The sequence below is a fragment of the Mesorhizobium intechi genome (genome assembly GCF_002879535.1).
GTDB classification, from domain to species: domain Bacteria; phylum Pseudomonadota; class Alphaproteobacteria; order Rhizobiales; family Rhizobiaceae; genus Mesorhizobium; species Mesorhizobium intechi.
Genome location: NZ_PNOT02000219.1, coordinates 52,786 through 76,368 on the forward strand (window position 1 = coordinate 52,786; position 23,583 = coordinate 76,368).

37 protein-coding genes and 1 tRNA gene are annotated in these 23,583 nt (G+C 60.4%); 14 read left to right on the top strand and 24 right to left on the bottom strand.

Annotated features, from left to right (window positions below):
- Nucleotides 1–11: 11 nt before the first annotated feature.
- Nucleotides 12–881 (top strand): endonuclease/exonuclease/phosphatase family protein, encoded by an 870-nt coding sequence (locus C1D09_RS18705; RefSeq protein WP_143975702.1) that lies wholly within the window; start codon nt 12–14, stop codon nt 879–881.
- Between the two features lie 7 nt (nt 882–888).
- On the opposite strand, the gene C1D09_RS18710 is transcribed toward C1D09_RS18705, so the two are convergent.
- The 4 genes from C1D09_RS18710 to C1D09_RS18725 all read right to left on the bottom strand — a co-directional run bounded on the left by C1D09_RS18710 (nt 889) and on the right by C1D09_RS18725 (nt 3,191).
- The gene (locus C1D09_RS18710; protein ID WP_143975703.1) at nt 889–1,422 is read right to left on the bottom strand and encodes a GNAT family N-acetyltransferase; all 534 of its coding nucleotides are present in this window, start codon (nt 1,420–1,422) and stop codon (nt 889–891) included.
- Between the two features lie 21 nt (nt 1,423–1,443).
- Nucleotides 1,444–2,031: a GNAT family N-acetyltransferase gene (locus tag C1D09_RS18715; protein ID WP_019861830.1), complete on the bottom strand. Its 588-nt coding sequence runs from the start codon at nt 2,029–2,031 to the stop codon at nt 1,444–1,446.
- 120 nt (nt 2,032–2,151) lie between these two features.
- Complete coding sequence (rpmA, locus tag C1D09_RS18720) at nt 2,152–2,421, bottom strand: 50S ribosomal protein L27 (RefSeq protein ID WP_143975705.1); 270 nt, start codon at nt 2,419–2,421, stop codon at nt 2,152–2,154.
- Between the two features lie 98 nt (nt 2,422–2,519).
- Nucleotides 2,520–3,191 carry a 50S ribosomal protein L21 gene (locus C1D09_RS18725; RefSeq protein ID WP_143975706.1) on the bottom strand — a complete coding sequence of 224 codons (672 nt, stop codon included), beginning with the start codon at nt 3,189–3,191 and terminating at the stop codon, nt 2,520–2,522.
- 414 nt (nt 3,192–3,605) lie between these two features.
- Between C1D09_RS18725 and C1D09_RS18730 the strand changes: the two genes are divergently transcribed.
- The 4 genes from C1D09_RS18730 to C1D09_RS18745 all read left to right on the top strand — a co-directional run bounded on the left by C1D09_RS18730 (nt 3,606) and on the right by C1D09_RS18745 (nt 4,689).
- Nucleotides 3,606–3,695: transfer RNA gene (locus tag C1D09_RS18730), tRNA-Ser, on the top strand.
- Between the two features lie 103 nt (nt 3,696–3,798).
- Complete coding sequence (locus C1D09_RS18735) at nt 3,799–4,104, top strand: hypothetical protein (protein WP_143975707.1); 306 nt, start codon at nt 3,799–3,801, stop codon at nt 4,102–4,104.
- Nucleotide 4,105: 1 nt separating this feature from the next.
- Entirely contained in the window at nt 4,106–4,501 is a 396-nt protein-coding gene (locus C1D09_RS18740; protein ID WP_143975708.1) for a hypothetical protein, read from the top strand.
- Nucleotides 4,498–4,689 (top strand): hypothetical protein, encoded by a 192-nt coding sequence (locus C1D09_RS18745; protein WP_143975709.1) that lies wholly within the window; start codon nt 4,498–4,500, stop codon nt 4,687–4,689. The genes C1D09_RS18740 and C1D09_RS18745 overlap by 4 nt, the downstream gene beginning before the upstream one ends.
- A 51-nt stretch (nt 4,690–4,740) precedes the next feature.
- Here the strand turns inward: C1D09_RS18745 and C1D09_RS18750 are convergent, their stop codons facing one another.
- The 4 genes from C1D09_RS18750 to C1D09_RS18765 all read right to left on the bottom strand — a co-directional run bounded on the left by C1D09_RS18750 (nt 4,741) and on the right by C1D09_RS18765 (nt 7,590).
- Nucleotides 4,741–5,292, bottom strand: coding sequence for a GNAT family N-acetyltransferase (locus C1D09_RS18750; protein WP_143975710.1), 552 nt, complete (start codon nt 5,290–5,292; stop codon nt 4,741–4,743).
- A 482-nt stretch (nt 5,293–5,774) separates the two neighbouring features.
- Nucleotides 5,775–6,008: a hypothetical protein gene (locus C1D09_RS18755; protein ID WP_143975711.1), complete on the bottom strand. Its 234-nt coding sequence runs from the start codon at nt 6,006–6,008 to the stop codon at nt 5,775–5,777.
- Between the two features lie 57 nt (nt 6,009–6,065).
- Nucleotides 6,066–6,284: a hypothetical protein gene (locus C1D09_RS18760; RefSeq protein ID WP_143975712.1), complete on the bottom strand. Its 219-nt coding sequence runs from the start codon at nt 6,282–6,284 to the stop codon at nt 6,066–6,068.
- Between the two features lie 448 nt (nt 6,285–6,732).
- Nucleotides 6,733–7,590, bottom strand: a complete 858-nt coding sequence (locus C1D09_RS18765) for an ATP-dependent DNA ligase (protein ID WP_143975713.1) — start codon at nt 7,588–7,590, stop codon at nt 6,733–6,735.
- Between the two features lie 113 nt (nt 7,591–7,703).
- On the opposite strand from C1D09_RS18765, the gene C1D09_RS18770 reads away from it, so the two are divergent.
- Together C1D09_RS18770 and C1D09_RS18775 are read left to right on the top strand one after the other, a co-directional pair.
- Nucleotides 7,704–7,988, top strand: a complete 285-nt coding sequence (locus C1D09_RS18770; protein ID WP_143975714.1) for a DUF982 domain-containing protein — start codon at nt 7,704–7,706, stop codon at nt 7,986–7,988.
- A gap of 15 nt (nt 7,989–8,003) precedes the next feature.
- Nucleotides 8,004–8,228, top strand: a complete 225-nt coding sequence (locus tag C1D09_RS18775) for a hypothetical protein (RefSeq protein ID WP_143975715.1) — start codon at nt 8,004–8,006, stop codon at nt 8,226–8,228.
- Nucleotides 8,229–8,296: 68 nt separating this feature from the next.
- Here C1D09_RS18775 and C1D09_RS18780 read toward each other — a convergent pair whose 3' ends face one another.
- Nucleotides 8,297–8,521: a DUF6894 family protein gene (locus C1D09_RS18780; RefSeq protein ID WP_143975716.1), complete on the bottom strand. Its 225-nt coding sequence runs from the start codon at nt 8,519–8,521 to the stop codon at nt 8,297–8,299.
- A gap of 521 nt (nt 8,522–9,042) precedes the next feature.
- Nucleotides 9,043–9,417, bottom strand: coding sequence for a hypothetical protein (locus C1D09_RS18785; protein ID WP_143975717.1), 375 nt, complete (start codon nt 9,415–9,417; stop codon nt 9,043–9,045).
- A gap of 443 nt (nt 9,418–9,860) precedes the next feature.
- On the opposite strand from C1D09_RS18785, the gene C1D09_RS18790 reads away from it, so the two are divergent.
- The 4 genes from C1D09_RS18790 (at nt 9,861) to C1D09_RS18810 (ending at nt 12,275) form a co-directional block, all read left to right on the top strand.
- Entirely contained in the window at nt 9,861–10,034 is a 174-nt protein-coding gene (locus tag C1D09_RS18790) for a Flp family type IVb pilin (RefSeq protein WP_143975718.1), read from the top strand.
- A gap of 303 nt (nt 10,035–10,337) precedes the next feature.
- Nucleotides 10,338–11,306 carry a phosphatase PAP2 family protein gene (locus tag C1D09_RS18800; protein WP_167514671.1) on the top strand — a complete coding sequence of 323 codons (969 nt, stop codon included), beginning with the start codon at nt 10,338–10,340 and terminating at the stop codon, nt 11,304–11,306.
- Nucleotides 11,307–11,319: 13 nt separating this feature from the next.
- The gene (locus C1D09_RS18805; protein WP_143975721.1) at nt 11,320–12,033 is read left to right on the top strand and encodes a hypothetical protein; all 714 of its coding nucleotides are present in this window, start codon (nt 11,320–11,322) and stop codon (nt 12,031–12,033) included.
- Nucleotides 12,034–12,077: 44 nt separating this feature from the next.
- Nucleotides 12,078–12,275: a hypothetical protein gene (locus tag C1D09_RS18810; protein ID WP_143975722.1), complete on the top strand. Its 198-nt coding sequence runs from the start codon at nt 12,078–12,080 to the stop codon at nt 12,273–12,275.
- A 3-nt stretch (nt 12,276–12,278) separates the two neighbouring features.
- On the opposite strand, the gene C1D09_RS18815 is transcribed toward C1D09_RS18810, so the two are convergent.
- From C1D09_RS18815 to C1D09_RS18855, 8 genes are all read right to left on the bottom strand, one after another.
- Nucleotides 12,279–12,995 (bottom strand): hypothetical protein, encoded by a 717-nt coding sequence (locus C1D09_RS18815; protein WP_143975723.1) that lies wholly within the window; start codon nt 12,993–12,995, stop codon nt 12,279–12,281.
- A gap of 71 nt (nt 12,996–13,066) precedes the next feature.
- The gene (locus tag C1D09_RS18820; RefSeq protein WP_143975724.1) at nt 13,067–13,381 is read right to left on the bottom strand and encodes a hypothetical protein; all 315 of its coding nucleotides are present in this window, start codon (nt 13,379–13,381) and stop codon (nt 13,067–13,069) included.
- On the bottom strand, nt 13,381–14,922 hold the full coding sequence (locus C1D09_RS18825; RefSeq protein ID WP_143975725.1) for a phage tail family protein: 1,542 nt from the start codon (nt 14,920–14,922) through the stop codon (nt 13,381–13,383). Before C1D09_RS18825 ends, C1D09_RS18820 begins: the two co-directional genes overlap by 1 nt.
- A 707-nt stretch (nt 14,923–15,629) precedes the next feature.
- Nucleotides 15,630–16,286 carry a DUF6441 family protein gene (locus tag C1D09_RS18835; RefSeq protein WP_281288595.1) on the bottom strand — a complete coding sequence of 219 codons (657 nt, stop codon included), beginning with the start codon at nt 16,284–16,286 and terminating at the stop codon, nt 15,630–15,632.
- A 3-nt stretch (nt 16,287–16,289) separates the two neighbouring features.
- Nucleotides 16,290–16,727 (bottom strand): hypothetical protein, encoded by a 438-nt coding sequence (locus tag C1D09_RS18840; protein ID WP_143975728.1) that lies wholly within the window; start codon nt 16,725–16,727, stop codon nt 16,290–16,292.
- Between the two features lie 3 nt (nt 16,728–16,730).
- Complete coding sequence (locus tag C1D09_RS18845; RefSeq protein WP_143975729.1) at nt 16,731–17,237, bottom strand: hypothetical protein; 507 nt, start codon at nt 17,235–17,237, stop codon at nt 16,731–16,733.
- Between the two features lie 430 nt (nt 17,238–17,667).
- The gene (locus tag C1D09_RS18850; RefSeq protein WP_143975730.1) at nt 17,668–18,591 is read right to left on the bottom strand and encodes a hypothetical protein; all 924 of its coding nucleotides are present in this window, start codon (nt 18,589–18,591) and stop codon (nt 17,668–17,670) included.
- Between the two features lie 116 nt (nt 18,592–18,707).
- Complete coding sequence (locus C1D09_RS18855; RefSeq protein ID WP_143975731.1) at nt 18,708–19,058, bottom strand: hypothetical protein; 351 nt, start codon at nt 19,056–19,058, stop codon at nt 18,708–18,710.
- A gap of 342 nt (nt 19,059–19,400) precedes the next feature.
- Between C1D09_RS18855 and C1D09_RS18860 the strand changes: the two genes are divergently transcribed.
- The gene (locus C1D09_RS18860) at nt 19,401–19,862 is read left to right on the top strand and encodes a hypothetical protein (RefSeq protein ID WP_143975732.1); all 462 of its coding nucleotides are present in this window, start codon (nt 19,401–19,403) and stop codon (nt 19,860–19,862) included.
- 91 nt (nt 19,863–19,953) lie between these two features.
- Here the strand turns inward: C1D09_RS18860 and C1D09_RS18865 are convergent, their stop codons facing one another.
- A complete protein-coding gene (locus C1D09_RS18865) occupies nt 19,954–20,145 on the bottom strand; it encodes a hypothetical protein (RefSeq protein ID WP_143975733.1) in 192 nt (63 codons plus the stop codon).
- An 80-nt stretch (nt 20,146–20,225) separates the two neighbouring features.
- Between C1D09_RS18865 and C1D09_RS18870 the strand changes: the two genes are divergently transcribed.
- Both C1D09_RS18870 and C1D09_RS18875 read left to right on the top strand, forming a co-directional pair.
- The gene (locus C1D09_RS18870; RefSeq protein ID WP_143975734.1) at nt 20,226–20,534 is read left to right on the top strand and encodes a hypothetical protein; all 309 of its coding nucleotides are present in this window, start codon (nt 20,226–20,228) and stop codon (nt 20,532–20,534) included.
- A gap of 60 nt (nt 20,535–20,594) precedes the next feature.
- Entirely contained in the window at nt 20,595–20,789 is a 195-nt protein-coding gene (locus tag C1D09_RS18875) for a hypothetical protein (RefSeq protein WP_143975735.1), read from the top strand.
- A 248-nt stretch (nt 20,790–21,037) separates the two neighbouring features.
- Here C1D09_RS18875 and C1D09_RS18880 read toward each other — a convergent pair whose 3' ends face one another.
- The 5 genes from C1D09_RS18880 to C1D09_RS18895 form a co-directional block, all read right to left on the bottom strand.
- Nucleotides 21,038–21,340: a DUF6074 family protein gene (locus C1D09_RS18880; RefSeq protein WP_167514672.1), complete on the bottom strand. Its 303-nt coding sequence runs from the start codon at nt 21,338–21,340 to the stop codon at nt 21,038–21,040.
- Between the two features lie 80 nt (nt 21,341–21,420).
- A complete protein-coding gene (locus tag C1D09_RS18885; protein WP_143975736.1) occupies nt 21,421–21,969 on the bottom strand; it encodes a hypothetical protein in 549 nt (182 codons plus the stop codon).
- Nucleotides 21,966–22,922 carry a hypothetical protein gene (locus C1D09_RS18890; protein ID WP_208760402.1) on the bottom strand — a complete coding sequence of 319 codons (957 nt, stop codon included), beginning with the start codon at nt 22,920–22,922 and terminating at the stop codon, nt 21,966–21,968. Before C1D09_RS18890 ends, C1D09_RS18885 begins: the two co-directional genes overlap by 4 nt.
- Nucleotides 22,906–23,082 (bottom strand): hypothetical protein, encoded by a 177-nt coding sequence (locus tag C1D09_RS33195; protein ID WP_167514673.1) that lies wholly within the window; start codon nt 23,080–23,082, stop codon nt 22,906–22,908. Before C1D09_RS33195 ends, C1D09_RS18890 begins: the two co-directional genes overlap by 17 nt.
- 193 nt (nt 23,083–23,275) lie before the next feature.
- The gene (locus C1D09_RS18895; protein ID WP_143975737.1) at nt 23,276–23,479 is read right to left on the bottom strand and encodes a helix-turn-helix transcriptional regulator; all 204 of its coding nucleotides are present in this window, start codon (nt 23,477–23,479) and stop codon (nt 23,276–23,278) included.
- Between the last annotated feature and the right edge of the window lie 104 nt (nt 23,480–23,583).

Genomic DNA, 23,583 nt, shown 5'->3' on the forward strand with positions numbered 1-23,583 from the left:
GACATGTCGGCATGAAGCTTGTAACCTACAACATCCAGTACGGCATCGGCCTTGATGGACAATACGATGTCGCGCGCATTACCGACACGGTGCGCGGCGCCGATGTGATCGCGCTGCAGGAGGTCACCCGCAACAATCCAAGGAACGGCGGGCGCGACATGGTCGCCGAGATCGGCGAGGCGCTGCCCGACTATTTCGCGGTCTATGGCAGTAATTTCGAGGCCAATATCGGCTCGCGCATCGAGAACGGCCGCGCCATCACCACCACCTTCCAGCTCGGCAACATGATGCTGTCGAAGACGCCCATTCTTCTGTCGCGCAACCTGCTTTTGCCGCGCAGCCGCAGCTTCGAGATGATGAATTTCCAGCGCGGCGCGCTGGAGGCACTGATCGAGACGCCGCTCGGCTTCATCCGCTTCTATTCCATCCATCTCGATCACCGCAGCCCGCTCGAACGCACCAGCCAGATCCAGTTCCTGCGCCGGCGCCTTTTGAACTACGCCCTCGAAGGCGGCGCGCTGTCCGGCGTCGCCGAGATCGGCCTGCCGGAATTGCCGCATCCCGAGGCCTTTGTCGCCATGGGCGATTTCAACATGCTGGCCGGCTCGCCCGAATATGTCGAACTCGCCGGCCGGCCAGATCATCAGTTCGGCATGCCGCTGACCGCCGACTTCGCCGTTGACGCCGCCGTGCGCCTCAATGCCACCGGCGACGATCTCGCCAGCTGGGTCGACCCGAAGGACCCGGCAAACACCAGCCGCCATAAGCGCATCGACTATGTCTTCACCAGCGCATCGCTTGCCCGATCGCTGCGGCGCCTGTGGGTCGACAGCAAGGCAACGGGTTCGGACCATCTGCCGGTGTGGGTTGAACTGGGTTGATGGCTTTTCATCTGGCTGCGTTTTCGCGTTCGACGATCGCCATCATGATCGTATCGCCGTACTGCCCGTCGATACAGACAGCGTCGCGCTGCACGCCCTCCCTGACAAACCCGACCTTGTCGTACAGCGCGATGGCACGGGCATTGTCGGCATGCACGGACAGCTCGATGCGGACAAAGCCAACCTCGCGTGCCCGCGCCAGGGTCGCATTGATAAGCCGCAGACCGAGGCCACGCCCGCGATGGGAGGCAACGATTCCCATGCCCAGGGTGCCGCGATGGGCATGGATGAGCCGGTCATGGCGTGAGATATCGCACCAACCGACGACCCCACCACGAACAACCGCCACGAAACCTGGATCGCCTGCCGCGATACGGTCCAGTACGAATCGCCGGGTTTGATCCAGTGGCGGCGCCTCGAGGAAGGACAGATACTTCCGCTCACGCGCAACGAGATCAAGCGCGCGATGGAAGCTTTCGATGTCACCGGGGGTTATCGGCGCGATCGCGATCGTTTCAACATCGTTGCCGTCATCGACCATTGGCTTGCCCGGCGCAGTCCATCAAAAATGCACCCAGTTGCGCAGGCTGATCCACGTCTTCCTGTCGAGCCTGTAACGCTCGACCGGCACCTGGCCCGCGACGATCGAGTTCAGCATGCCCTGCCCGGCATACTGGAAGCCGCACTTGTGGATCACCCGGCGCGAGGCCGGATTGATGACCCGCGTCGAGGCATGCAGCACCTGGACCGACGTCTTCTGGAAGGCGAGGTCGACCAGGGCGTGGGCGGCTTCCGTCGCATAGCCGCGCTTCCAGTAGGGTTCGCCGATCCAGTAGCCGAGCTCCAGCCCGCGATCGGTGGTGTTGAGCCCGGCGCAGCCGACGAAAGTATCGGTGCCGGCCAGTGTCAAGGCATAGGCGATGCCGGCGCGGCGCGACCGTGTCATCGCCAGGAAAGCGCGGGCCTCGGCCTCGCCATAGGGGTGCGGCATGCGCGCCAGCATTTCGGCGACATGACGGTTGTCGGCAAGCTCGACCAGTTGCGCGATGTCGCTCTCGCGCGGCGCCCGCATCACCAGCCGCTCGGTGACCAGCACCGGGCAGTCTATCGCATAACTTTCGTCTTCTGAGTCTTCCGCTTCGGCAACCATTTCAAAGTCCTCCAGGCACAAGAAAAAGGGGAGATGGAAACCCATCTCCCCTGATCCTTTTCCTGGCGTTGCCAGACACCGGTTCCCGAGATGGGCGCCGGTGTTCTAGTGCGGAACCGGCTACTCCGCGGCTTTGGTAATCGGGTTGACCGATACGTAGGTTCGGCCATTGGCTTTTTTGTTGAACATCACGGCGCCGGCTTCGAGCGCAAAAAGGGTATGGTCCGTGCCCATGCCGACATTGACGCCGGGATGCCAGGTTGTGCCGCGTTGACGAATGATGATGTTGCCCGGGATGACGGCTTCGCCGCCGAACTTCTTCACGCCCAGACGCTTGGAATGCGAGTCGCGACCGTTGCGCGACGAGCCGCCAGCTTTCTTGTGTGCCATCTAACTAACTCCGTTGCGCCGCAAGGCGCCTAAAAGGCCTTATGAACGCGTTCGCGTTCCGTTTCAAGTCCGATCCGGCGGATGTTTCGCCGGAAAAATTACTTCTTCGCCAGTTCCTTGGCCTGCTCGCGCCAGTCCTTGATCTGGTCGGCGCTGAACGGCATGTGCTCGTCGATCTTGGCGACATCCTTGTCGGTCAGCTTGGCGAGCTGCGCGAAAGTGATGATGCCCTGCTCGTTAAGATCCTTGGCGGCGACCGGGCCGATGCCCTTGATCACGGTCAGATCGTCCGGCTCGCCCTTCGGCGCCTTGAACAGCGGCGCGGCGGCGGTCTCGGCCGTCACTTCTGCCTTGGGGGCGGTTTCCTTCTTGGCCTTGGCTTCCTTCGGCGCGGCCTCGGCAGCAACCTCGGCCTTGGCTTCCGCCTTCACGGCGGCCTTCTTGGCCGGCTTGGCGCCACCCAGCAGGATCTCGGAGATCCGCACGGTGGTCAAAAGCTGGCGATGGCCGATCTTGCGGCGCGAATTCTGGCGGCGGCGCTTCTTGAAAGCGATGACCGTGCGGTTCTTGCCCTGTTCGACGACTTCCGCGGTGACCAGAGCGCCATCGACGAATGGCGCGCCGAACGTGACATTGTCGCCCTCGCCATGCGCGAGCACGTGGCCGATCTCGACGATATCGCCGACATTGGCTTCGACTTTTTCGATCTTCAGGAGATCGTTGGCGGCAACGCGATACTGCTTACCGCCCGTTTTAATGACTGCGAACATTTTTTGCCTTTCGCTGTTCGGTCGGCCTTGATGAACCGCCTCTGGCGGTCCGGCCGTCTTTTTGTCAGTCTGCGGGTTCAAAAAACAAGCGGCGCGGAAGAACCCTCCACGCCGATTGCGCGCTGTCCCTAACCGAAGGTTGCGTGGGAGTCAAGGCAACAGCCGTTGCCGGACAGCATTGGCAAGCAAAGCCGGGCCCATCAGACATGACCGCCCGGCGTTGCCGTCACCTGGCGGCGAGGATGCGTGGCTGGCCCGTGAAACCGCATGAGTTCGACCGCAAAGACCTGCCCTGTTTCAGCCGCTTGTCCAGCGGGCCGGATGACCAGCCAAATATCGGTGGATTTGGCCTTGTAACCTGCCCGTTCAGCCGTTATCTAGTGCGCCGCGCCGGCAACGGCCGACCATGACCGCGGAGAGGTGGCAGAGTGGTCGAATGCACCGCACTCGAAATGCGGCATGGGTGCAAGCCCATCGGGGGTTCGAATCCCTCCCTCTCCGCCATTTATGCCGTCTAAAGCATTGATTTTGCGCCATAACGTCTGACGGCAATTGCCTCCTTCCCAACGCGGTTCCCAATCGACTGCAACCCGAAGGAGCACTGGAAATGACCAGCTTTTCTGACTTGCCGGCCGCTTGGTTCAAGGGCCGGTTCTCTCGCCGAGCCGTGCTTATCCGCGCCGTGGTTGCGGCGCCTGCCGTTGGCGCCGCTGCCGTCGCAGCATCCATGGAATCCCCCATTGGCGAGGTGCCCGTTCAGAAGGTGAACCGTCTCGCTCGCGAATTGGCCTATGCGATGGACGAGTGGATGGCGGACATTAGCCATTCTGAATGCCCCCTCGCCTTGTGGGCTGCCCACGTGTGGCCGGCGTCGTCCGGCCGCGGCATCTACTTCAAGAACGAGGGCGTCTGACATGAACGCCCACACGCCCACGCTACAACCGTTCGGCATGCCGAAGGGGATGGATCCACAACAGTGGCGCCAGTCTGTCGAGAAGCGCCTGAACGACCTCCTGGACCGCGCCATGAGCCTGATCAGGGCGCTTGACCTGATGGAGGCCGATTGCGATCTGGAGGACACAGGAGACGATGAGCCGTCGCTTGGCTGGGGACATCGCGGCGGGCATTCCTTACTGTCCGGCACCGCGCCAAGCCTCCCACTCGGCGACACGACCGACATCGAGCTCGACAACTGCGACGACGAGTGCGGTGGCGATCTGGAGGGCTACTGTCCCGGCGATTACGGCGAGGTCATCATGTGGCCGGATGATCTGGAATCGCAGGAAGTGCTTGTGTGGTCGGGGCTATGACTGAAATCAAGAACCCGCTCTCAGCAGCGATAGATCCGAGCAACGACATGATCGTCGTGCCATTCCACCACGCTTGCCGCGACAGGTTCGGCATGATCCCCATCCGCACCTGCGACAAAGAGTTCATGCTCGTCTCGCCGTCGCACTACGACCCTGAGCACTATCCGCCGGGCTCTTGCATTCAATAGATACCGACGCCGACCCATTAGCCCGCTGCCTCACGGTGGCGGGCTTTTTTGCTACCGCCCTCTGACCAGGGTCAGGATATCCTCAAGCGGATATAGCATCTTAGGCTGCCTCAATCCCTCAGAATACTCGACGAAATTCAAGCTCCGGTAGAAAGCCGTCGAGTCTTCGTTGAAGGACTGAAGGGTCAAAGCGTAGAAACCTGCATGGTCCGAAATAGCCGCCACGCGTTCGAATACATCCATCAAAAGATGCTGGCCCAAGCCTCTCCGCTGATAGGGCTCGTCGACGCCAACAAACGATAAATGAACAGCGGGGAACGCGGTGTAGTTTTTCCCCAAGTAAGTCTTGTCCTTGCCCTTGAACGCCTCGACGCTGTCAGACCCCAGCTGAAGGGCATAATATCCGATGCAAACGTTGGACGGCGGGAGATGGGCACAGAACACCCTGTGCTCCATCCGTTTACCAGACTTGTTTGCCTTGTTTTTAAGGAAGGCGTTGATCGATTTAACGCCGCAATCGAACCTGTTGACGACGGTTTGCTGACTACCGTACGGCCGAATTTCTACCTGAGCTAAGTCGACCTTCGGGCGCTGACTTGGCACGGTTCACGGCCTCGTACTGTCGACGCATTTCGACAATCTTGGCGTTTGGGCCGCCATTTTCATTTTGAACGCGACGTACAAATTCAGCCGCCTCCCGCTGCGTGCGGAACTTCAGCTTGCCATTTTCCTGGGCTAAGCCGTTCCAAAAATCTCTAAACAATTCATATATGTAGCTCATTTCAGGTATCCATAGCTCAACTGCTGACGTTCGCAACGCGCACAGTCACGCGAGTACCTTCACAGGTAATTCTTATCATTGCGGCGCTCATATTGGAATCGGGCTAGCTGAATTTTTCGCTAACTTCGTCAAATTATGCTGAACGACCGCAGCCTCACATAAGGAAACAACGAGATGCATTGAAGGTCAGTTCCAGCAATTCTGACCTGCGCGCAACGCACAGCATCATTACCCCGGCCGCGCCGCCGTTCGCCTCGCTGTGGCCCGCAAGCGGCGCTCTATTCGACTCTCGCCCCGCCGTACCCTACTGCGAACGCTCGACCGCAAAGGTAGGCGCGTCCTCGCCCTCGCCAGCCTGAAGGAATTCTACGATCGCCGATAGAAGCCGCTCGGCGACGATCCGGTTCATGACCAACTCAATCTCGCCCCTGTCTGTCTCCAGTTCGAGCAAACCGAGCAGTCGATCAGTCGACAGAAGGGTCGTTTCAGCGGCGAGCAGTTTGGTGAATGAGGTTCGGCCGCCGAGCTTGCGCGTCATGGTGACTCCAGAAAGTACGCGCGAGGCGCTGCGCCGCCTATTTGGCCGTCCACGCGCTCAATTGAGCTTCCGAATGCGTCCCTTTTCGATCTGGAACACTCCGTTGGCTCCGCCTTGGCGCTCGAAATCAGACTGGATCTCGTCCCAGGTGCCGAGGTAGTGGCCGCAATCTGCGCAGGTAATCGGCGTTGTAGGTTTGGCGTCTTTGGGGATTTGCAATCGGATCGTGCCGCAATAGGGACACTCCAGGAGGTGGTCCAGATACTCGCCGGCCATGATGATTGCAGCCCTTTATCATCAACCCTTTAGCGTTGCGACGTACGCGCTAAAATCCGGGCTTCCCGTACAATGGAAGCTTTGTCATGTCCCACAAGCGATACAATTTCTCGAATTTGTGCTTCTGAGACCCCAGTTTCCCGAGCGAGCGCCGCAACAACTTCCGCGCTCAGACCTAGTCGTCCTGGTTCCATCGCCATTTTCGCTCCTGCGCCTCCGTTGGGGCAGGAGTGCGATGTTCGCTCCCAAGCGTCGACGCCCTTACAAGTTGCCGACGATGAATGGTTGTACGCTTTCCGACCCTCGTTAGCCAGCGACAAAGCTGCCCCGCCACATACGACGCGCGACCTACTTCCGCGTAATGCCAGCAATTCAGGATCGATTTCTTTACCGTCGCCGGTGGCCCGGTCTGATATCCAGTGGTAGAGGAAATCGCTCCCGCGCTTGCTCATTCTTCCCGGAAATCCTGTAACGAGGCGTGCCGCAAATCCGCCTCGCCGCGCAAGTGCTTCACGCGCCCGATGATGCCCCGCCTCACCCATTGCGTCGCCGGCCGCTTCATGCCCTTCGGCGCCGGGCCGGCGTGCTCCTGAACGCGCTTCCACAACCGCTCGCGGATCGCCTGGCTGGAATTGATGAAGGCCGATCCAACATAGCGCCCGGTCGCACGATCGGCCATCAGCGCAAAGGCGGGCTTGCCGGCTTCACGCTCGACGCCGATCAGCTCGTATTCGTCGACGGAATAGCACTTCGCCTTCAGCCAGTTGGTTGACGGGCCGCTGCGGTACTTACTGTCGCGGCGCTTCGATACCATTCCTTCAAGGCCGGCCTGGTCGACAAGGTGGAAGATCGCCTTGGCGTCGCCCGGCAGCGGCTCGCTGAACTGGATCCGGCCGCCAGGCTCGATCATGCTGGCCAGGATCTCGCGCCGCTCTTCGAGCGCCATATCGCGCAGATCATGACCATTGAGGTGCAGCAGGTCGAAGGCGACGAAATAGAGGTCATGCTGCCGCCGCGTGATCGCCTTGCGCAGTTCGCCAAAGTCGGACAAGCCGGCTTCGTTGAGCACGATGATCTCGCCGTCGATTATCGCGCTCTCTGCACCGAGCCTCGCCGCCTCCTGCACCAGGTCGCGATACTTGGCCGTCCAGTCATGGCCGTTGCGGGTGTAGATGCGAGTGCCGTCTTCGTCGATGATCAGCTGCGAGCGATAGCCGTCGAACTTGACTTCGTGAATCCACGCATCGCCCTCGGGAGGGTGCTCGACAAGGGTCGGCATCAGAGGCGCGACAAATTTCAAACGCATGCACAGGAACTCATAGACGCAATTCAATTAGATTTAGCTAAAATAGTTCCCAATCTCGAAACCTAAATTCCCTTGAAACGTTCTGCCGATTTCAGCGGTCGGGAGGTCGTTCCATGGGTTTTTTACCGCTTTCCATCGAACTGTTAGACGGGAGTAAAATGCGTGTCTCGTCCATCTGCGAGGCCGAGATTGCGCTTCAAGGGCAATGGCGAAGCAAGGCGGCTGCACCTTATAAGGACGCTTGTCGGCTCATAGCTGCAGCCAAAGACGGAACCTGCAATCCAACTATTGCTTTCGCGGCGTTCAAGGCCGCCGCTATAGATCAGCGCCTGTTGCTGCCTGCAAAGAAGTGTGGTGCGCTCAAGATGCTGGATGACGTGGCCAAAGACATGATGTGACGCACGGCGGTGCATATGAGGAACGATCCCGAATGCCGGGCAGCCCTGCGCCTGATCAGAGAGACGATCGAAATCCATTGCCCGCCTGGCGTGCTGCCCAGCGAGGAAGTCGTGAACGGCCTGTATGGGCCGGGCCTCATGGAGGAGGCCGAGGCGCTCGCCGCCGCCGTTGTAGAAACCGTCGACAGGCTGACACTACGAGCGACCGCGAAGCCGCCCGCGCCAAGTATCAAGGCGTAGAGCCCGGTCGGCGTTCGTGCCGCGGATTTTGTATAAGTGGCAGTTTATCGGCAAGAGCTAGAGCTCCATCATTGCTCTATGGTCAGCGTAGCCCGATAGACGACACTTCCCAGATCATCGCGGACTGTGACAACCATCGTTTCGCTCAGGTTGCTCGTTGCCATCTCGTCAACGGCTATGTCGTTCGTCGCCTTAAGCGCTTCCCGCCGCATTTCGCTGGTGCTGGGAAGATCCACCCACGCATCGCCCAAACTAACCCCGTTAAGGACCACCTCGAACAAATATCGCGACATGTTCCAGCATCGCACGAACGGGAGTTCGTGCATTCACATTTGATTTAGGGACAAGGCGCCCCGCCGCTGAATTTGCCTACATGGGTGATCGGGTTAGCGGGAGCCCCCTGCGGGGGCGAATATGTAAGGGCCGTCCATAGTCCATTGCCGCAGGCTGCCAATTGTCGTGTCCTTTCAATGAAACAGCAGCGCACCGACGACGGCCAGCGAGGCGATGAGGGCGAGGGCCGGCATCAGGCCTGCCCCTGCGGTTGGACCGCCAAAAGCGCGTCTGGCGCAGCCTGGCGGCTCGCTGTGACGCGCCCCACAAGCCTTTTGGGCCGGACCATGGTGCTGCCTATCGGCTCCAATCTTGGGGCAAGGCATTGTAGAGTAGCAGACCCGCCGCCAAAGACAGGATCGCCCCTAATAAGCCCGGGCCGGTCAACCCTGAATAAAATAGGAAAGCGAACGCCAACTGAGACATCATTCCACCCCTTGGGGTTTTGGCAGGTTTGCTGAGAGAGAACCTTTAGAGCGCGCTAAAGTTCCGGCCTGGATTCGGCGCCGTTCGCCTCTTGGCGGCTCGCTGTGGCGGCAAGGAAGCGTGCCGCGGACTCGGCGCGGTATCGCGCTGTGGCCTCCTGCTGCACGCGCTCGCGCTCGAGCCTGTACTCTTCGGGCAGCGGTTGCCAGTCGGCCGGCTTGTTCTTCATCGTCCATTTTTCGCCGCGGTAGCCCCAATGAGCGATGCCAACGAGGTCTGAGCCATCAAACCAGCAAGAAACGTTGAGCTTGGCGAAATGCAGCGCCCTGGCAGCCCACCAGACCTTTTCTATGCGGGCCTCGCCGTCGCCGTCATACTTCCAGGGCGCCCAGCCTTTGCCAGGTCGTTCGATGAGATCGATGTCACGCATGTCGATACATCCAACCTTCGAAAATAGGCCTTGGCGAAACCATCGCAACACCTCAACGGCATGTTGCGCAAGGGCTTGAGCAATCTGAATCTTAATCTATTTGCCGATTTGGCCGTGCCGAAAGGCGACCTACTGGAGACCGAAATACCCCCTTCGTACGTACTGCTTTAGCTGACGCTGAATAACGGGGTATATCGACTGAATGACCGCGCCTGCCCCGCTGCCGCCTAACCCGTTCACATAGTTAAGATGCGAAATCGCTAATATTAGCAACCACTTACATCAAGACACGCTTATCGCTCAAGCAACCAAGGGTTAACCGATTGTTAATCCACAGTTGACTCGCCCCGTATGCCGGGAACAGGATCAGTCCAGGACCGGGGGATGAGCACCTTCAGGGGCACCTTTGTCCGGGTGTAAATCAGTGTAAAAGGGGAAGTCAAATGAAGAAGCTTCTTGAACAGTTCCGCGCCGACGAAAACGGCGCAGCGATGGTGGAATATACCGTTCTTCTCGGCATTATTACCGTGGCCGTTATCGCGACGGTCGTCCTGGTCGGCACCTGGATCAGCGGCCGGTGGACCTCGCTCAACACCGCTCTCCAGGCTGCGGCTTAAACCACCATGGAGGCGCTCATCGCGAGGTTTATCGCCGATGATGACGGCGCAGCTATGGTCGAGTATAGTGTCCTCCTTGGCATCATCACTGTGGCTGTCATCGCCACGGTCGTCCTAGTGGGCGGCTGGGTAAGTGCTCAGTGGACATCATTGAACACAACACTTACCGCAGCAGCTTAGGGAAACAACGCCGAGCGATTGAACCCCGTTCGGCGATGAGTCGACAGCAAGCCAGCCCTTTCATGAGCTAGGATTGGCTTGCTGTCGGCGACACTCTCTCCCTCTCAGTGTGAGAACAACCCCTTGCCGAACCGTCCCATTATCGTGCTGTCATTCGGCTTGACGGCGCTCGTAGCAGCGTTGGACATCGCCTGGCTGCCCTTTTCGAAAATTCACGTTGACACCTCCAACGTTTCGGTGATCGCGAAACTAGGGCTTGGCATGGTCCTGCTATACGGCATCAGCGTCGCCGTGTCTTTGCGCGTAGGAAACGACAAATCGCTGCTTGGGCAGTTGATTGGCCGGCTGGCATATATCATCAGATCGCTCATTGGGGTAACGATGCTATCCCTTCCTTTTGGCATCGCTTTCGGTATATTTATTTGCCTTGCATCTTCAACCGGGAGAGAACTCGTCGATGCGCAACTAGCAGCGATCGACCGCGCCGTCGGCTTTGACTGGCTGGCATTCCTCTCGGCCATGAATGGGGATCCTATCGTCAGTAAGGTCCTGGTTTTGGCCTACCATACCGCCGGCTTGCAGGTTCTGGCGCTGCTGATCTCGTACGCGGCGATGCAGAGAGCGGACCGCATGATCGAGTTCACCGTGCTGAACCTTGTCTGCCTGACGATCACGGGCATCCTGGTCGCCTTTTTCCCGGCGGCAGGCGCCTACGCCTATTTCAACCCGCCACCAGGGGCATACAATAACTTCACTGAGCATGCCGGTATGTGGCACTACTCCACTTTACTTAAGCTGCGCTCTGGTGATCCCTTCACACTCTTCCTCGACGACCCGCAGCCCTTGGTTACCTTTCCGTCGTACCACACAGCTGTAGGGATCTTTGTCGCCTGGTCGGCTCGCGGCTTCCGTTTTTTCTGGCCGGTTGCAGCGCTTGAGGCGGTGATGATCCTCAGCACCTTACCGGAAGGCGGGCACCACCTAGTAGACGTGGTCGCGGGCGGCATAGTGGCAGTGCTAGCAATCGTGGCGGTTGCTGGGATCGAATCGGCCAAACGTCCAATGCTGCGGCCAGCAAAGGCCCCAAGATGACCGCCGTGCCTATATGACATCGATCGCGGATCGCACACTGGCCGTTGGCGACCAAGGCCGGTTTAGTGCTGCCCTTTTCGTCGTCCTGCTCATCAGCGTGTTCATAGCAACGGTCGCGCCGTTCGACGTGATGTTCACGGCAGCGACATTCGGATCGCCTATCCTCCGGGCAATCCTGATTGCAGTGATGGTGCTGACTGGAGCGTGGGCTGCGAACAATGTCGGCCTCAGGCTGACGGGGCGGGTAGGTTCCCTATTGGCTGGAGCGGGCGCGGCTATTCTCGTCGCCGGCTATGTGATTGCTATTGATTGCTACCTATTTCGAAGCTCGCTTCCGGCCTCATATGTTCGGTTCTTTGAGGAGGTGCCCCTTGCCGATCGGTTCGGCTACTTCATGCTGCGGGCCTTCAACGAGAATGTGATCTACCGACTGTTCGTGTTCTCAACGGCCCTTTCGGTGCTATCGGAAGTTAGGGCGAAGGGCCTGCCCCCTTTAGCCATTCTGGCCGTCATGATCGGCACGCAGGCCCTTAACATCGGCTTTAATGTTACAGCGCTTTCTCCAGACCCGATCACCGCGGGGACGCTCGCCTATGAGGCGCTGCGGTATATCGTGCCGGGCGTGATCTGGGCTTGGCTGTTCTGGAGGTTTGGATTCATGGCTGCTGAGACAGCGTCGGTCGGTTGCCACATTTTCTTGCAACCGGCCTTGGGCGCACTTCTGTAAAGCCCGTTAACGGCCCATTTCCGGTTTTCGCTTAGCATCGCCTTATGGACGCAACCATTTTCGACGATCTCAGCCGCGTGGTGAAGGCGCCCCGGAAAACGCGGCTTGCCTATGCAGTCGCCACCCTTGCCGCGCTCGTGATATTGGCCGGCGCCAGCGCCGCATGGAAAAGCTCCGATCACACTGAACCCAAGCTGCCGAAAACCGATATCGGCCAGATCCTGCACCCCGGCGTGGTCTGATCCTCAAGGCCCGAAGCTGATGGCCCCTCCGATGTGAGCCTGCGATGCGGCCAGGGTCAGCGTCAGGTCCTGCGTGGTCAGGGCCGCGGTGGTCGCAAAATGGCAGGCAACGATCCGGTGGTTGCCCGTGGCGCTGGTGAAGTCGGCATCTTCAACGACAGTTTCACTGCCGGACCAGCTTTCCGTCCAACCGGTGATTGTCGGCTCACAGACGCCAACAGCGATCACCGCTCCATTGACCTTGGTCTCGATGTCGTTGAGGGCAATTGAAGCGCTCGATGCCTGAGCGGACGACACCGCATCAAGCGGCGTAGCCGTGGCCCCGCTGACCGCCCAGGCGAGAATATTGCCATTGATCACGTTGGCGCCAAACGTTGCGACGATATCAGCGGTGGCCAACGCCCCTGGCTGGCAATAGTAAAACTCGATGTAGCCTGCCGAGATGAAACCCAGGGTAATTGCGCCCGGGCTCCATAACGCGGCTGCCGTACCACCAACAGTTACGCCAGTGGTTGTCGTCCCGAAATTGCTCTCGCGCACCAATCCGATCACGACGATATCTGACGCGCTCGTTGCGATCGGAGCTGATGCATACGTTAGGGTGTTACCGGAGGGGCCGCCGCTGAATTTGCCGACATAGGTGACCGGGTTAGCGGGAGGCCCCCCAGCGAATATGTAAGGGCCGTCCATAGTCCATTGCCGCAAGCCGAGGATTGCCAATGTCGTGTCCTTTCAATGAAACAGCAGCGCGCCGATGACTGCGACCGATGCGAGAAAGGCGAGGAGCGGCATCATGCGGCGCCTTCTCGCCCGTAGGCTGCCTGAATGATCTCTCCGGCCGACATCATCGCCAGGACGTATTCGTTGCCGAAGGCCTGCCATAGCGTGTAGGGGATCGACACCTTGACGGTCGTGCCGTCTTCCTTGTCGAAGCTCATGCCGACCCACTCGCCCTTGGGCGCCGGGCCTAGACGCAGGCCGGTGACGTGGTGAGCCTTGAAGTCGCCGAACTGCTCCTGAAACTCGGCCTGGTTGGCGCGCACCCGCGGGTTCTGCGGGTCGTAAGCCTGCGGGATCGTCTTCGGATCGAAGTCTGGGAAATTCATCAACGTGGCCTCCTTCCTGCGCTCGCGCTCGATTCCTGCAGGACGAACCGCTGCAACCGCATGACCGGATCGGCCTGGCCGATGAGATCGATGACATCTTGTACCGTCGGGCCGTACTGCAGCTTCACCGCCACCGTGTTGCCGGAGAAGCCGGATGCTGGCGACACGTTGACATTAGCCAGGCCGCCGCCAGCGAAGCGCGGGATCGCCATCGATCGGTTGAAGTTGTCGACAAGGCCGCCGACGCTGAAGCCGCGCAGACCATTCATGTTCGGGATGATGCCCTGATTGAGCATGTGGAAGAAATCGGCGCCGAGGCGCTGCACCGCGCGCGCCTGGATGATGAATTCGCCGTTCGAAACGCGAGCCAAAATGCTGTCCGTCCGGGGGCCTCCAGGGCCTTGGATCAGTCCTCCGTTGGCGAATCCGCCCTGACCGCCACCGCCGGAACTGCCGCCGCTGTCACCGCCGAGCCCGACAAGCTGCCTTGCCAGATTGATGGCCGACTGGATCTTCGAGACAATGGAATCGACCAGCGACGAAACGCGGTTGAGCACGCTGCTGGCGATGCCGACCAAGCTGTTGAAGATGGCTGTGATCCGCCCTGGCAGCGTTCCAAACCAGCCGGCAATGCGCTCGACGATCTGCTGCGCAATGGAGCCCAGACGATCAATTAGGCTGTTCCAGACCGACACAATGCTTTCAACGATGCCATTGAAGGCGTCGACCGCCGCTTGCTGGCCATCGCCGAACGCGGCGACGATCCCCTGCCATAGGCCTATGGCGCCGTCGACAATGGACTGCCACGCAGCCGCAGCGCCACTGGTGATGAATTCCCAAGCGGCTGCGGCGCCGGTTTTTATGTCGTCCCAGAACACAGCGATAGCGACGCCGGCGGCAAAGGCGGCAGCGGCGATCGCCAGCGGAATGCCGCCCACCAGCCCGGCCAGAAGCCCGATACCGGACACGACGACACCGACCGCACTGGCGAGCGCGGTGAATGCGCCAACGGCCGAGAGGATCGCAGTACCAAGCGCGAGCTCGCCGGCTGTGATGTCTGTTCCAAAAACTCTGTTGATCTGATCGGCGACGAACTGCGCGCCCTCCCGGAGCAACTTGAAGGCCGGAATCACCAGGCCGTTGACGACGCCAGAAACGTCGCTGCCGAACTGGACGATGGCGGCGCCCCATTCCCGGATGAATGGGCTCTTGATGTTTTGCGTGTTGCCGGAAAGCAGATGGAAGAGATCGCCGAGCGCGCCGGCTGTCACCTGGGCAACCTTCTGCCCGAAGGCGACGATCGCTTCGCGGTTGTTGTTGATCTCGTCACGCAAACTGCCGGCAAGAGTGGTGAAGATCGGCGCGAACAACAAGCCGAGCTGCACCCGCACGCCGCGCGCGGCCTTGCCCAGCGAAGTCAGAGTGTCGTTGAAATCTTCCGCGATGGTCGATTGTGCCTTCGTGAAGACGAGCCCGGTTCGCTCGGCCTCCTGCCCGAGATCGATCAGCCCTTTCTTGCCGGCGTTCAAGAACGGCAGCATTTTCGGCGCCGGCCTTGCCGAACAACTCGATTGCCAATGCGCTTTTGATCGCACCATCCGGCATCCTGGCGAAGGCGTCGGCGACGTCGAGCAGAATGGCCTCATTCGACCGCAAGGCGCCGCTGGCGTCCCTGATGCGAACACCAAGCTTGGTGAAGATGTTACCGGCATCGCCGACTTTCTTGGCGGCATCTGCGGTCTTGCCGCCGAAACGGACCACCTGAACGCCTGTGTTGTTGATGGCATCGGCTGCTGTCGTCGTGCCTTTGGCGGCCTCGCCGATGGCCTTGTTCAAGCGGCTCATGCCAGCCTGAAACTGTTCCTGCGACAGGTCGGCGAGATCGGCCGCATGAGCGAGCCGGCCATAAGCGTCAACCTGCAGACCGGTTTTCTGTGCGGCCTTGCCGGCCTCGTCGGCAGCGTCGGCGCCGCTCTTGGCAAGGCCGAACACCGCCGCGCTGGCGGCTGTGCCTGCCGCAGTGAGGCCGGCACCGATCAGGGCCAGGTTCTTTCCGAGCGTCGCAAGGTCAGATCTCGCCTTCGACAGGCTGGCGGTGAACTTGGCGAAATCCACCTTGGAGACCGCGGCCGCGATGTCGCGGAAGGCCTTTTCGCCAGCATCGCCCATATCCTTGAGTTGCTGTTCGATCGCCTTGCCGCCGTCCAGCGCGACGCGTTGCAGAATTGGTTCCTTAGCCATGGTATGGTCAGCCCTCCGGGTTTAGGTGTTTGAAGTAGAGCTCGCCAAGCCGACCGGCGGCGCGTTCGGTGATCTCGCGAATTTGCAGTTTGTCCTTGATCGACACGCTGGGGATGCCGACGAACAGCGGAACAGCCTGTTTCGCGCCCGTGCCGGTGGCACCCCTTCTCAATTTCGCATTGGTGATTTTGCCGATGTTGCCGCTCGCTTTCTGCCGGGCCGAAACGCCAATATTGGCGGCCAGGAGAGGCGGCTTGCCAGGCCGGTTGATCGTGAACAGCGGGCCGATTTGCCGGATGTAGAGTTCCGGTGTCATCTTCTGGCGCCCGATCCGCTTCGGCGCGGTAGGCAACGGCAGCCAGAGCAGTGGACTGCCGGAGATGTCACCGCCGGTTTCGAAGATGTTCGAATAGCGCACCTTGGAATAGAGCACCGCCGCGGCGTCGATTGAGTCGCGATTGCTCGGGTAGACCTCGCCACGAAAGGTGTTTTGGAATCGCTTGCTGAAGCCTGCCGATGCCATGTCGGCGCGGCCTTCGCGCTTCACAATGTCGGCGAGCTCTCGAATGGCACCGGTGCCGGCGGCGGCAATCGGGTCCTTGATCGACGTCATCGCCTTGGCGAAGGCGCCTTTGTCGTAGGAATATCGCAGGCGAGCTGCCACGGGCTAGGCCCCCTTGCCGTTGCGGCGGACATAGATGTCCGAGGCGATGCCATTTAGCCCGCGGTTGGCGCGTGCGATGGCTGCGTCCCATGACGCCACCGGCGGCTTCGGATCTTCTGATTTGGCACGCCGGTAGAAATCGAAACGGGTTGTCGTGCTGACTGGAGCTGCTGATAAAGGTCGCTCGGTCGCCGCCGGCGTTGCTTTGGCCGGCACCGTACCGTAGATGGCGCGGCTGATCGCTTCCGAGGACTCGGCGGGATATGCGCTCCTCAAATCCGCCAGGTGATCTCTCTCGTCCATCGAAAGCTGGAAGAAGGCCCCGCTCCCTCGATGTTGAGTGGCGTGGAAGAAACCGATCGCGTCTTCGTCGTTTATGAAAGCTGCAACGCCGGTATCGATGGCGCGGCGCCAGTGCGCAGCGAAGCTGTTGGGGATCATGGTTCAAATCTCCGGGATTTTGAGAGTTCTGGCCGCGGCCGGCCATCCTGCCGAGGCGGCAATTACGGTGAGAGCGATCTGCCAGTCGAACAGCCATTTAGACCGCAGGACGAAGCCATCGCCGGTCTTGAAGTCGCCGGCCACGGCATAGGGCATCCCGCAACGCAGCCACGTCACAAGCGCATCGCGGGGGATGCCAAACACCTCGACGGCTTCGTCGATCGGAAAGTCCTGGGGTTCGCGTTCCGCGAGTTCCTGCCAGTCGACGAGCCGGTCGACATAATGATCCAGGGCAGACCCCTTGCGCGGCCGGTCGCCGCCTGTCGTCGGAGATGATCGGTCTGAGAGAAACGCTTTGGTGGCAGTCGAAAGGTACCATCCGTCATGCTTCCCGCCCGCAAGTTTGCCATCAGGCGGGACAGCCTTCAGCGCTTGCGCGATCGTGCGCCGATCCCTGTCTAGTTCGATGGCGAGGGCGGAAATCGAATAGAGCGTTTTCGTCATGGCCATGGCGTCGCGCTCCCCTGTGGTGGTGGAACAGCCGGAAAAATTCTGTCTCTAGGAAAGGCTCGAGCGTAGCCGCCCCGTGAGGCGATTGGCTGGCCGGGAGAACCTACCTTCGCTTGCTGCCGGCCAATCGGTGCAGGCAGGGCAGCAGCACCAAGTGCCACCCCGCCTGCGTGCCTACGCGCCATGACGAAACAACGCGCCGGCAATGGGATGAGCGGGCCGAACGTCACGCCTAACGTTCGACCCTTGCCTACACGCGGAGGAGTCAACAACGCGCGCCGGCAATTCGAAAGGGTTGAGACCGGCCGACGATCGACTGCCGCCCAGTCTCTGGTTGAGTGGGGAAGGATCACCACTGCTCTTAACCTCAAATCTTTCCAGCCATCGGTTCCGGTAGCTTCAATGCTCTGAGATTTACTCATCGGCGCTGTTACTCGGCTGTCTCAAGTGACGCGTCCGCACCCTGTCCAGATGGTTCGATGTATTCGACCCTGACATCGGCTTGGTTTATCGCTGGCGCGGGGCGCATGGCCGCGAGCCTGGCTAAGTTGGCTAGAACCAACCTAGGGTCGGGATTAGTTGATGCCTGCCAGACGTAGGGGTCGCCGACTTTCAAGCCGGGCAGATCGATGGCGGCGAGCCGCGCGGGCCACGTGTTGTTGGTCCGAGGCACGTAGGTTCGCCGAATGACCCGGCGCTTGACGACCTCGGTGCTGCCTACAGCGCTGCCGCTGTGAATTGAACCTCGGTCCGAATTCGGGAATCTTGTGTTGAGTTCGTCCTGCTTCTCCGGCGGAAGCACTCGGATGTCAGGTGAGTTGGCGAAACACCAGACCGAGACTTTCACCTCCTCCAGGGTCTTCTCGGGCTGGCCTAGCAGTGCGCGCACGGCCGTTTCGGGATCCATCAATGGCGCCGCTCCGTCCGGGAGCCTCTGGTTTGCGTCGTCCACGGCAAGTTGCGCCTCGGCGAGGGTCTTGAGCAGCCCGATGAAATCGCGGGCGATAGCCGGATATCTGGTGGTGAGCAGCTTGGCGGCTGCATCCGCTTGGGCCTTGGCTGAGGCGTATTGGACGGTTCGTTCTTGCTGGGTCTCGGCTGCAGTGGCTGCCTCAATACGGCGCTCGAGTTCTTCCTTCGCCGCGCCTAACCGTTCGATATGGCGATAGGCAGCGGCCAAGCGTTCCTCGACTGCAGCCAGTTCCTTGTCGGTGCCGTCGAGGAGGATGCGCTTACGCTCCGCTTCGATCCCCTCTGCCACGGCTTCGGCGCCGTCCAGATCGATCGCGGCCAAGGCAGCCTTGAGATCCGCTGCGGTGTTTGACTGCCGGCGAAGAAGCTTGAAGATGTCCATGCGACGCACCTCGTTGATTGGCTCCAAGGTGCGGTTTGAAACGTGACGGACCAACAGGCCGATCGCAGAAAAACGTGACGAAACGGGATGAGCAGCAAGAAAAACGGGATGAATGGCTAGTCCTTCTTCCGGCGATGTTTCCGCAGTTCAACCTCGCGCATGGACACCAGCCAGCCGCCCCCTTGCTTCACCCCAATTCCCTCTGTCTTGCACCATTTGCGGATGGTGTTCTCTTTGCGCCCGGAACGCCTGCTGGCCACGGACGGAGTGACAAGGTCGTCAAACTTGCGGTGTGCGGCGGCATCGGCCTGACTGATCGGGACGGAACTTTGCGAGTCCATCGGCTCTCTCCCTGGCTGCCGCCCAACGTAGCGACGCAGATCCGCCAGTGCTGCGTCTGTTGAGGCCATGGCGGCTTCCACCGCGGCGACATAGGCCTCGAGTTGTGGGTCTGGAGCGGTGATCACGCTGGGGCGATCTCCGCCCAGGAATCGGCAATGGCTGCGCAAGCCTCTCGACTATTCTCCAGTTCCATTGCATGCTGCAGACGTTCGCCAATGGAGGGGTAGATGGCAAACGTAAAGGGCGGGAAAGACCACTCGGATTCGATTGAAGCGCTGGCCGCGAAGACTTTGCGCGACAAGCGGTCTAGCGAAGTGTCTAGGCGGCTAGCCGGCGCTGTGCTTGCGCATGCTGACGGGAAGCCAGCCAAGCCTACGCCACCGAAGAAGCCGAAACGCTGATTCCATTCTACTCGGTGGCGCATCGCGAGCCGGGGCGGAGGTTTCGCCGAAAAGTAGGCGCCAGCAATGCGTGAAATCGACCAATACGACCTGCCGTTGCCGGCGGCATACGATGAGCGCCTGGCTTCGATTGCCGATACGTTGGTCAGAGAAAAGCGGCTGCAGCTACTTGCGCTTTGCTGTTTCACAATCGTTGGTGGGTTGGCGATCAGCTGGTGGCGAGGCAATTTCGAAGCGTTCGGCAGATCCGGCGCCCTCCTCACCGCCCTGAGCATCATGCATGCTTGGCGTTCGCTACGCTGGTCGAAGATGATGACGGACCGCGTCGAGAAGGTTGTCGTCGACGTTTTCACGACTGTTGAACGCGGCAAAATTGCCCCAGGGTCCGATACCGAAAAAGTGGCTAGCGCTACCGCGCAGCGACGGGTTTCGCGTGCGATCGCAGCAGTGCAAAATCGATTCCTAACCGACCATTTGTTGGTCGGCGTCATCGGCACGCTGATCTGGGGCTTCGGCGACCTGCTTTGATGGGGCTCGCGCAGTCCGCCGGAGGCAGACAATGCGGCTCGCCCCGCAGCCGCGGTAGGCGGTATCAGGCGAGTACGATGGTGGCCGCGCATCAGTCGTCACGGCCTTCCGGCCAGCGCTTCCAGTATTCGCGTTCAAGCGCGGCCGCTACCAGATCGCCGGCCGGCGTGCGCGGAGCGCCGTGAGCGGCCTGGTGCTCGGCAAGGAAGCGAAGCATGCGCTCGACGGCCTCGGACTGGTAGGCCAATGCCTTTACTGCCGTGACGCGGAAGCCGGGCGTCATGCGGCACCACCGACAGGAACCAAAACCCTACTGCGATGTTTAGCTGGCGAAGGGCATCTTAAATTCTCGGAGAACTGATCATGAAAACCACCCTCATTTTGGGCGCGATGGCGCTTTGCTTGGCCGCGCCTTCCATGGCCTCTGCGGATTCGATCGTTCTGACGACGAACCAGCATCGCCATCATCATCGCGCGGACGCAGTCGTCATTAATGAGGACGGCGCTCGCCTCCATCATCGCCGGCACGGAACAGAGGCGTTCTACGACAACGGCAATCGGCGTCATTGGCGCAGGCATCATCGCCCCGACGTCGTCGTGATCAGGCGTTCGGACGACCGGCCGATGCATCGCCGCCATCGCCACGTCGTCATCGAAAACAGCGATTACTGATCTCCGACTGACCCGGCTCTGAGATCGGAGCCGGGTCGATCGGCTTAAGGATTCAGCTCCATGAACCCGACATTTCCGCTCAACCCTGAAACTGCTCGAAGCGGCCCAATCTATCGCGCGGCCAGGCTCGCGCTGCTGCGGCACGAGTTGATGCTGAGCTTTAAAGACACCGACGCCGCTGCGCAGAAGGTCGAGCGTGCAGTCGACAAGCTGGCCAAAGTGAGCACATCCGGCGAACAGCCTCCGCGTCACTAGGGCGTTTATGCTGCGTTGCCTTTCGACCATGCCGGAACCAGCGGCTGGCAAAGCGCGTTCCCCTGTATGGTCCGTTCCCTGAAATCGGTGTTGAAAGAGATCGTTCCTGCTTGGCTTGCGCGACAGAGGTCGCCTGACGAGGTGGACGTGCGCCAGGTCGAGCAGCCGCCGATTCGCGACCTGGTCGGCGCCGCGCCCCGCCGGCGATATCGTAGCCCTGTCAGATCGGAGTCGAACGACAATCGGGTTCATGCCGCGCTCCCGCCTGGCCGGCTGCCCCGATAGCTCAGGCGAACCATCTCGACTTCGACGGCAGACCAGAAGGCTCCAAGCTGCTCGTCTTGTTTCGCGGCCGAGATGCCCGCACGAGCCAGCGAGCGCAGCAGAGCATCCGTAACCTGGTCGCGGTAGAATGCGGCCGCTCGGTCCGTCGGCTTGTCGAGCATCTTCGCCGCAACGTCACGAATGCGACCGACCCGGTTTGCCATGGGGAATACGATCACCTTACCGGAAGGCAGCCAGGTGAATAGGGTAACTTCATCATGCTGCATCGGAGCCTCCGCAGATGCGCCCTGACATGGTAACTAATACTGCCCGCTGTGAGCGGTCGATGATTGGGTAAAAACGGGGCTTATCGTCCGACATGAGCGGTCACTCCGTCTTCTATCGTCCGCTGTGAGCGGGCCATATTTTCAGAATGGTCCGTTGTGAGCGGACCATTGGTCCGCTGTGGGCGGGCCGCTGTTTTTTCTGAGAGGTCGAAACCAGGCGCCCACTTCATGAACTCTTTGGTCCCGCCAGCGAGTTCCCGAGATGGCAGATCCTGCGGCAATTCAGTCAACCGCCAGCGAGTAGCGCGGCCCTGGTGGCGCCCTCCGTTACCGTTGATCTTCCAATCGAACGAACCCTTTTGCTGCGGCTTGATGAAGCCTTTGCATTGTAGGCCCTTGAACGCCTTCTCCACCGCCGTATTGCTGCAGTCGAGCAGCGCCTCGGCCTCGCGGTGCGACAGCGAGATGTCGCCATTGTTCCGGCCGTTATAACGGCGCTTAATCTCCAAATAGAGCGAGCGCTCGTAAACCGTGGCGTGCTGCCAAGCTGGCGTTCGCATCAACCATTCGTACATTTGGAAGAAATGGCCTTCGCCTTCGCTTCGGCGCCTTTCCTGTCGCTTGCTCATCCCGCTCTCCAGCCCGAAAGGATCGACTGCAAGGATTCGAGTTCGGCCGCGTTTACAGTCTCACACCGCGCCCAGGCTTCCGGCTCGATAAGCGCTTTGATTTCCCGCTCAACGCAATCACGCAGGTCCCGCGGGTCCATCGCATCCAACTCCCAGCATCGCGGTCCATGGTTTTCGAAAAACCAGTCATGACGTTTATCCGAGCGCTTGTCGGAGGCGGGGAAGGAAGGAAGACCCTGCGTCTGCTCCGGCGTAAGAGCGATGCGTCGGAACCGGACATGCGCGCCGCCATACTCGGTTAAGCGCCGCGGCAGATCGGCCTCGGACATGTACATACCACTGGGGTCAAAATCGCCGGCATAGAGAACGATGAGCGGGCGTCCATCATCATCTTGAGCGATGTCGTTGACGGTCGTCGCGCTGGCGAAACCGTGCATGACGCGAAAGCCGACCGCAAAGTGATCGAGCACCGGCTTAAGGACACCGCGAACTGTTCCTTTCTCCGACCAAATCTCGACGCGATGAGGCTGCTGATTCCAGAAGTCGCGACGGTAGGACCGTGCCACCGCCCTGGCATATTGAGCAGGATCGTCCCAGGTCGAGATCCGCTCAAGTTCGCGGGTCTCGTCAACAATCCAATCCCACGGGATGTCGCCCTGTTCTCTCGCGATGCGCAGCAGCCGATAAACCTTGGCCATGCTGTTGGTCGACATCGATCTGATTAGGCCGGCCGTGAACAGCTTGTAGCCAATGCCGCGGCCGGTGATCGGCTGTACTGCCTCGGCGATCTTGCGCATGGCTGCGATCAGATTGAGCGAGGCTTGCGCCATGCCACGACCTTTTTTCAATCCTGGTCGAAAATGCTCGCTGAAGAAAATCTCGGAGAAGATTTGCGACACGGGGCCTGCCGTCTGGTCGTCGGCGGGTTTTCGGTTTTCAGGAGGCATCTGCATTGCTGCCTCCTTTGCGTAGCCGGATCTTTTCAATGATCGCCTTGGCCACTTCACGGCCGATTTGAAAGCGTTCGGCGAGCACCAGGTCGGCGGCGCGACGATCACCGGCATAGCTTAGGAACCGGGCAGCGCGGTCGATCAGCTCGGGATCGATGTTCATCAGATCGCCCTCGCCATCGCTTGGTTGTGGCGCCGGACAGCCTCACAGGCTTCTGCGGAGCTGAGGCCCATCTTGCGCAAGGCGGGGATAGCCGGGCCTCTCAAATGGCGCGGAACCTCGGCCAGGAAGCGCTCACCGCGTTCGATGATCGGGGGCTCGGTGCTGTGGTCTTCCGTCTCTGGACGGCCGGCCATCACGCGGCCTCCCGCGAGCGGGCTGCGATGCGGTCGCGAATCCACTGCTCGACCTCGGACTTGACGAAAGCAATGCGCTTGTCACCAAGCGGTACCGGCTGCGGGAATTTGCCGGCTGCGCGTTTCTCGTTGATGCTGGTTCGGGAGAGGCTGGTAATCCGAGCCGCTTCCTTGATCGAAATCAGAACAGCGTCGCCGTCCATTTTATTGCCACCTTTCGCGGTTGCGGCGAGGTGGCCAGTAGTGTTGCCAACGTCGCCTTAGTTGCGTGTGGCGACCTATAGAGAGCAGAAAATTTGTCCCGTCA

Coding starts and splice junctions, on each gene's coding strand:
- C1D09_RS18740 (WP_143975708.1), top strand. CDS start 4,106: ATGAACGCCCACACGCCCACGCTACAACCGTTCGGCATGCCGAAGGGG.
- C1D09_RS18850 (WP_143975730.1), bottom strand. CDS start 18,591: ATGGACATCTTCAAGCTTCTTCGCCGGCAGTCAAACACCGCAGCGGAT.
- C1D09_RS18890 (WP_208760402.1), bottom strand. CDS start 22,922: ATGCAGATGCCTCCTGAAAACCGAAAACCCGCCGACGACCAGACGGCA.
- C1D09_RS18860 (WP_143975732.1), top strand. CDS start 19,401: ATGCGTGAAATCGACCAATACGACCTGCCGTTGCCGGCGGCATACGAT.
- C1D09_RS18755 (WP_143975711.1), bottom strand. CDS start 6,008: ATGACGCGCAAGCTCGGCGGCCGAACCTCATTCACCAAACTGCTCGCC.
- C1D09_RS18780 (WP_143975716.1), bottom strand. CDS start 8,521: ATGTCGCGATATTTGTTCGAGGTGGTCCTTAACGGGGTTAGTTTGGGC.
- C1D09_RS18845 (WP_143975729.1), bottom strand. CDS start 17,237: ATGGCCATGACGAAAACGCTCTATTCGATTTCCGCCCTCGCCATCGAA.
- C1D09_RS18705 (WP_143975702.1), top strand. CDS start 12: ATGAAGCTTGTAACCTACAACATCCAGTACGGCATCGGCCTTGATGGA.
- C1D09_RS18725 (WP_143975706.1), bottom strand. CDS start 3,191: ATGTTCGCAGTCATTAAAACGGGCGGTAAGCAGTATCGCGTTGCCGCC.
- C1D09_RS18805 (WP_143975721.1), top strand. CDS start 11,320: ATGACATCGATCGCGGATCGCACACTGGCCGTTGGCGACCAAGGCCGG.
- C1D09_RS18765 (WP_143975713.1), bottom strand. CDS start 7,590: ATGCGTTTGAAATTTGTCGCGCCTCTGATGCCGACCCTTGTCGAGCAC.
- C1D09_RS18820 (WP_143975724.1), bottom strand. CDS start 13,381: ATGAATTTCCCAGACTTCGATCCGAAGACGATCCCGCAGGCTTACGAC.
- C1D09_RS18790 (WP_143975718.1), top strand. CDS start 9,861: ATGAAGAAGCTTCTTGAACAGTTCCGCGCCGACGAAAACGGCGCAGCG.
- C1D09_RS18785 (WP_143975717.1), bottom strand. CDS start 9,417: ATGCGTGACATCGATCTCATCGAACGACCTGGCAAAGGCTGGGCGCCC.
- C1D09_RS18825 (WP_143975725.1), bottom strand. CDS start 14,922: ATGCTGCCGTTCTTGAACGCCGGCAAGAAAGGGCTGATCGATCTCGGG.
- C1D09_RS18895 (WP_143975737.1), bottom strand. CDS start 23,479: ATGGACGGCGACGCTGTTCTGATTTCGATCAAGGAAGCGGCTCGGATT.
- C1D09_RS18775 (WP_143975715.1), top strand. CDS start 8,004: ATGAGGAACGATCCCGAATGCCGGGCAGCCCTGCGCCTGATCAGAGAG.
- C1D09_RS18885 (WP_143975736.1), bottom strand. CDS start 21,969: ATGAGCAAGCGACAGGAAAGGCGCCGAAGCGAAGGCGAAGGCCATTTC.
- C1D09_RS18810 (WP_143975722.1), top strand. CDS start 12,078: ATGGACGCAACCATTTTCGACGATCTCAGCCGCGTGGTGAAGGCGCCC.
- C1D09_RS33195 (WP_167514673.1), bottom strand. CDS start 23,082: ATGAACATCGATCCCGAGCTGATCGACCGCGCTGCCCGGTTCCTAAGC.
- C1D09_RS18840 (WP_143975728.1), bottom strand. CDS start 16,727: ATGATCCCCAACAGCTTCGCTGCGCACTGGCGCCGCGCCATCGATACC.
- C1D09_RS18770 (WP_143975714.1), top strand. CDS start 7,704: ATGGGTTTTTTACCGCTTTCCATCGAACTGTTAGACGGGAGTAAAATG.
- C1D09_RS18760 (WP_143975712.1), bottom strand. CDS start 6,284: ATGGCCGGCGAGTATCTGGACCACCTCCTGGAGTGTCCCTATTGCGGC.
- C1D09_RS18710 (WP_143975703.1), bottom strand. CDS start 1,422: ATGGTCGATGACGGCAACGATGTTGAAACGATCGCGATCGCGCCGATA.
- C1D09_RS18880 (WP_167514672.1), bottom strand. CDS start 21,340: ATGCAGCATGATGAAGTTACCCTATTCACCTGGCTGCCTTCCGGTAAG.
- rpmA (WP_143975705.1), bottom strand. CDS start 2,421: ATGGCACACAAGAAAGCTGGCGGCTCGTCGCGCAACGGTCGCGACTCG.
- C1D09_RS18870 (WP_143975734.1), top strand. CDS start 20,226: ATGAAAACCACCCTCATTTTGGGCGCGATGGCGCTTTGCTTGGCCGCG.
- C1D09_RS18875 (WP_143975735.1), top strand. CDS start 20,595: ATGAACCCGACATTTCCGCTCAACCCTGAAACTGCTCGAAGCGGCCCA.
- C1D09_RS18745 (WP_143975709.1), top strand. CDS start 4,498: ATGACTGAAATCAAGAACCCGCTCTCAGCAGCGATAGATCCGAGCAAC.
- C1D09_RS18715 (WP_019861830.1), bottom strand. CDS start 2,031: ATGGTTGCCGAAGCGGAAGACTCAGAAGACGAAAGTTATGCGATAGAC.
- C1D09_RS18735 (WP_143975707.1), top strand. CDS start 3,799: ATGACCAGCTTTTCTGACTTGCCGGCCGCTTGGTTCAAGGGCCGGTTC.
- C1D09_RS18865 (WP_143975733.1), bottom strand. CDS start 20,145: ATGACGCCCGGCTTCCGCGTCACGGCAGTAAAGGCATTGGCCTACCAG.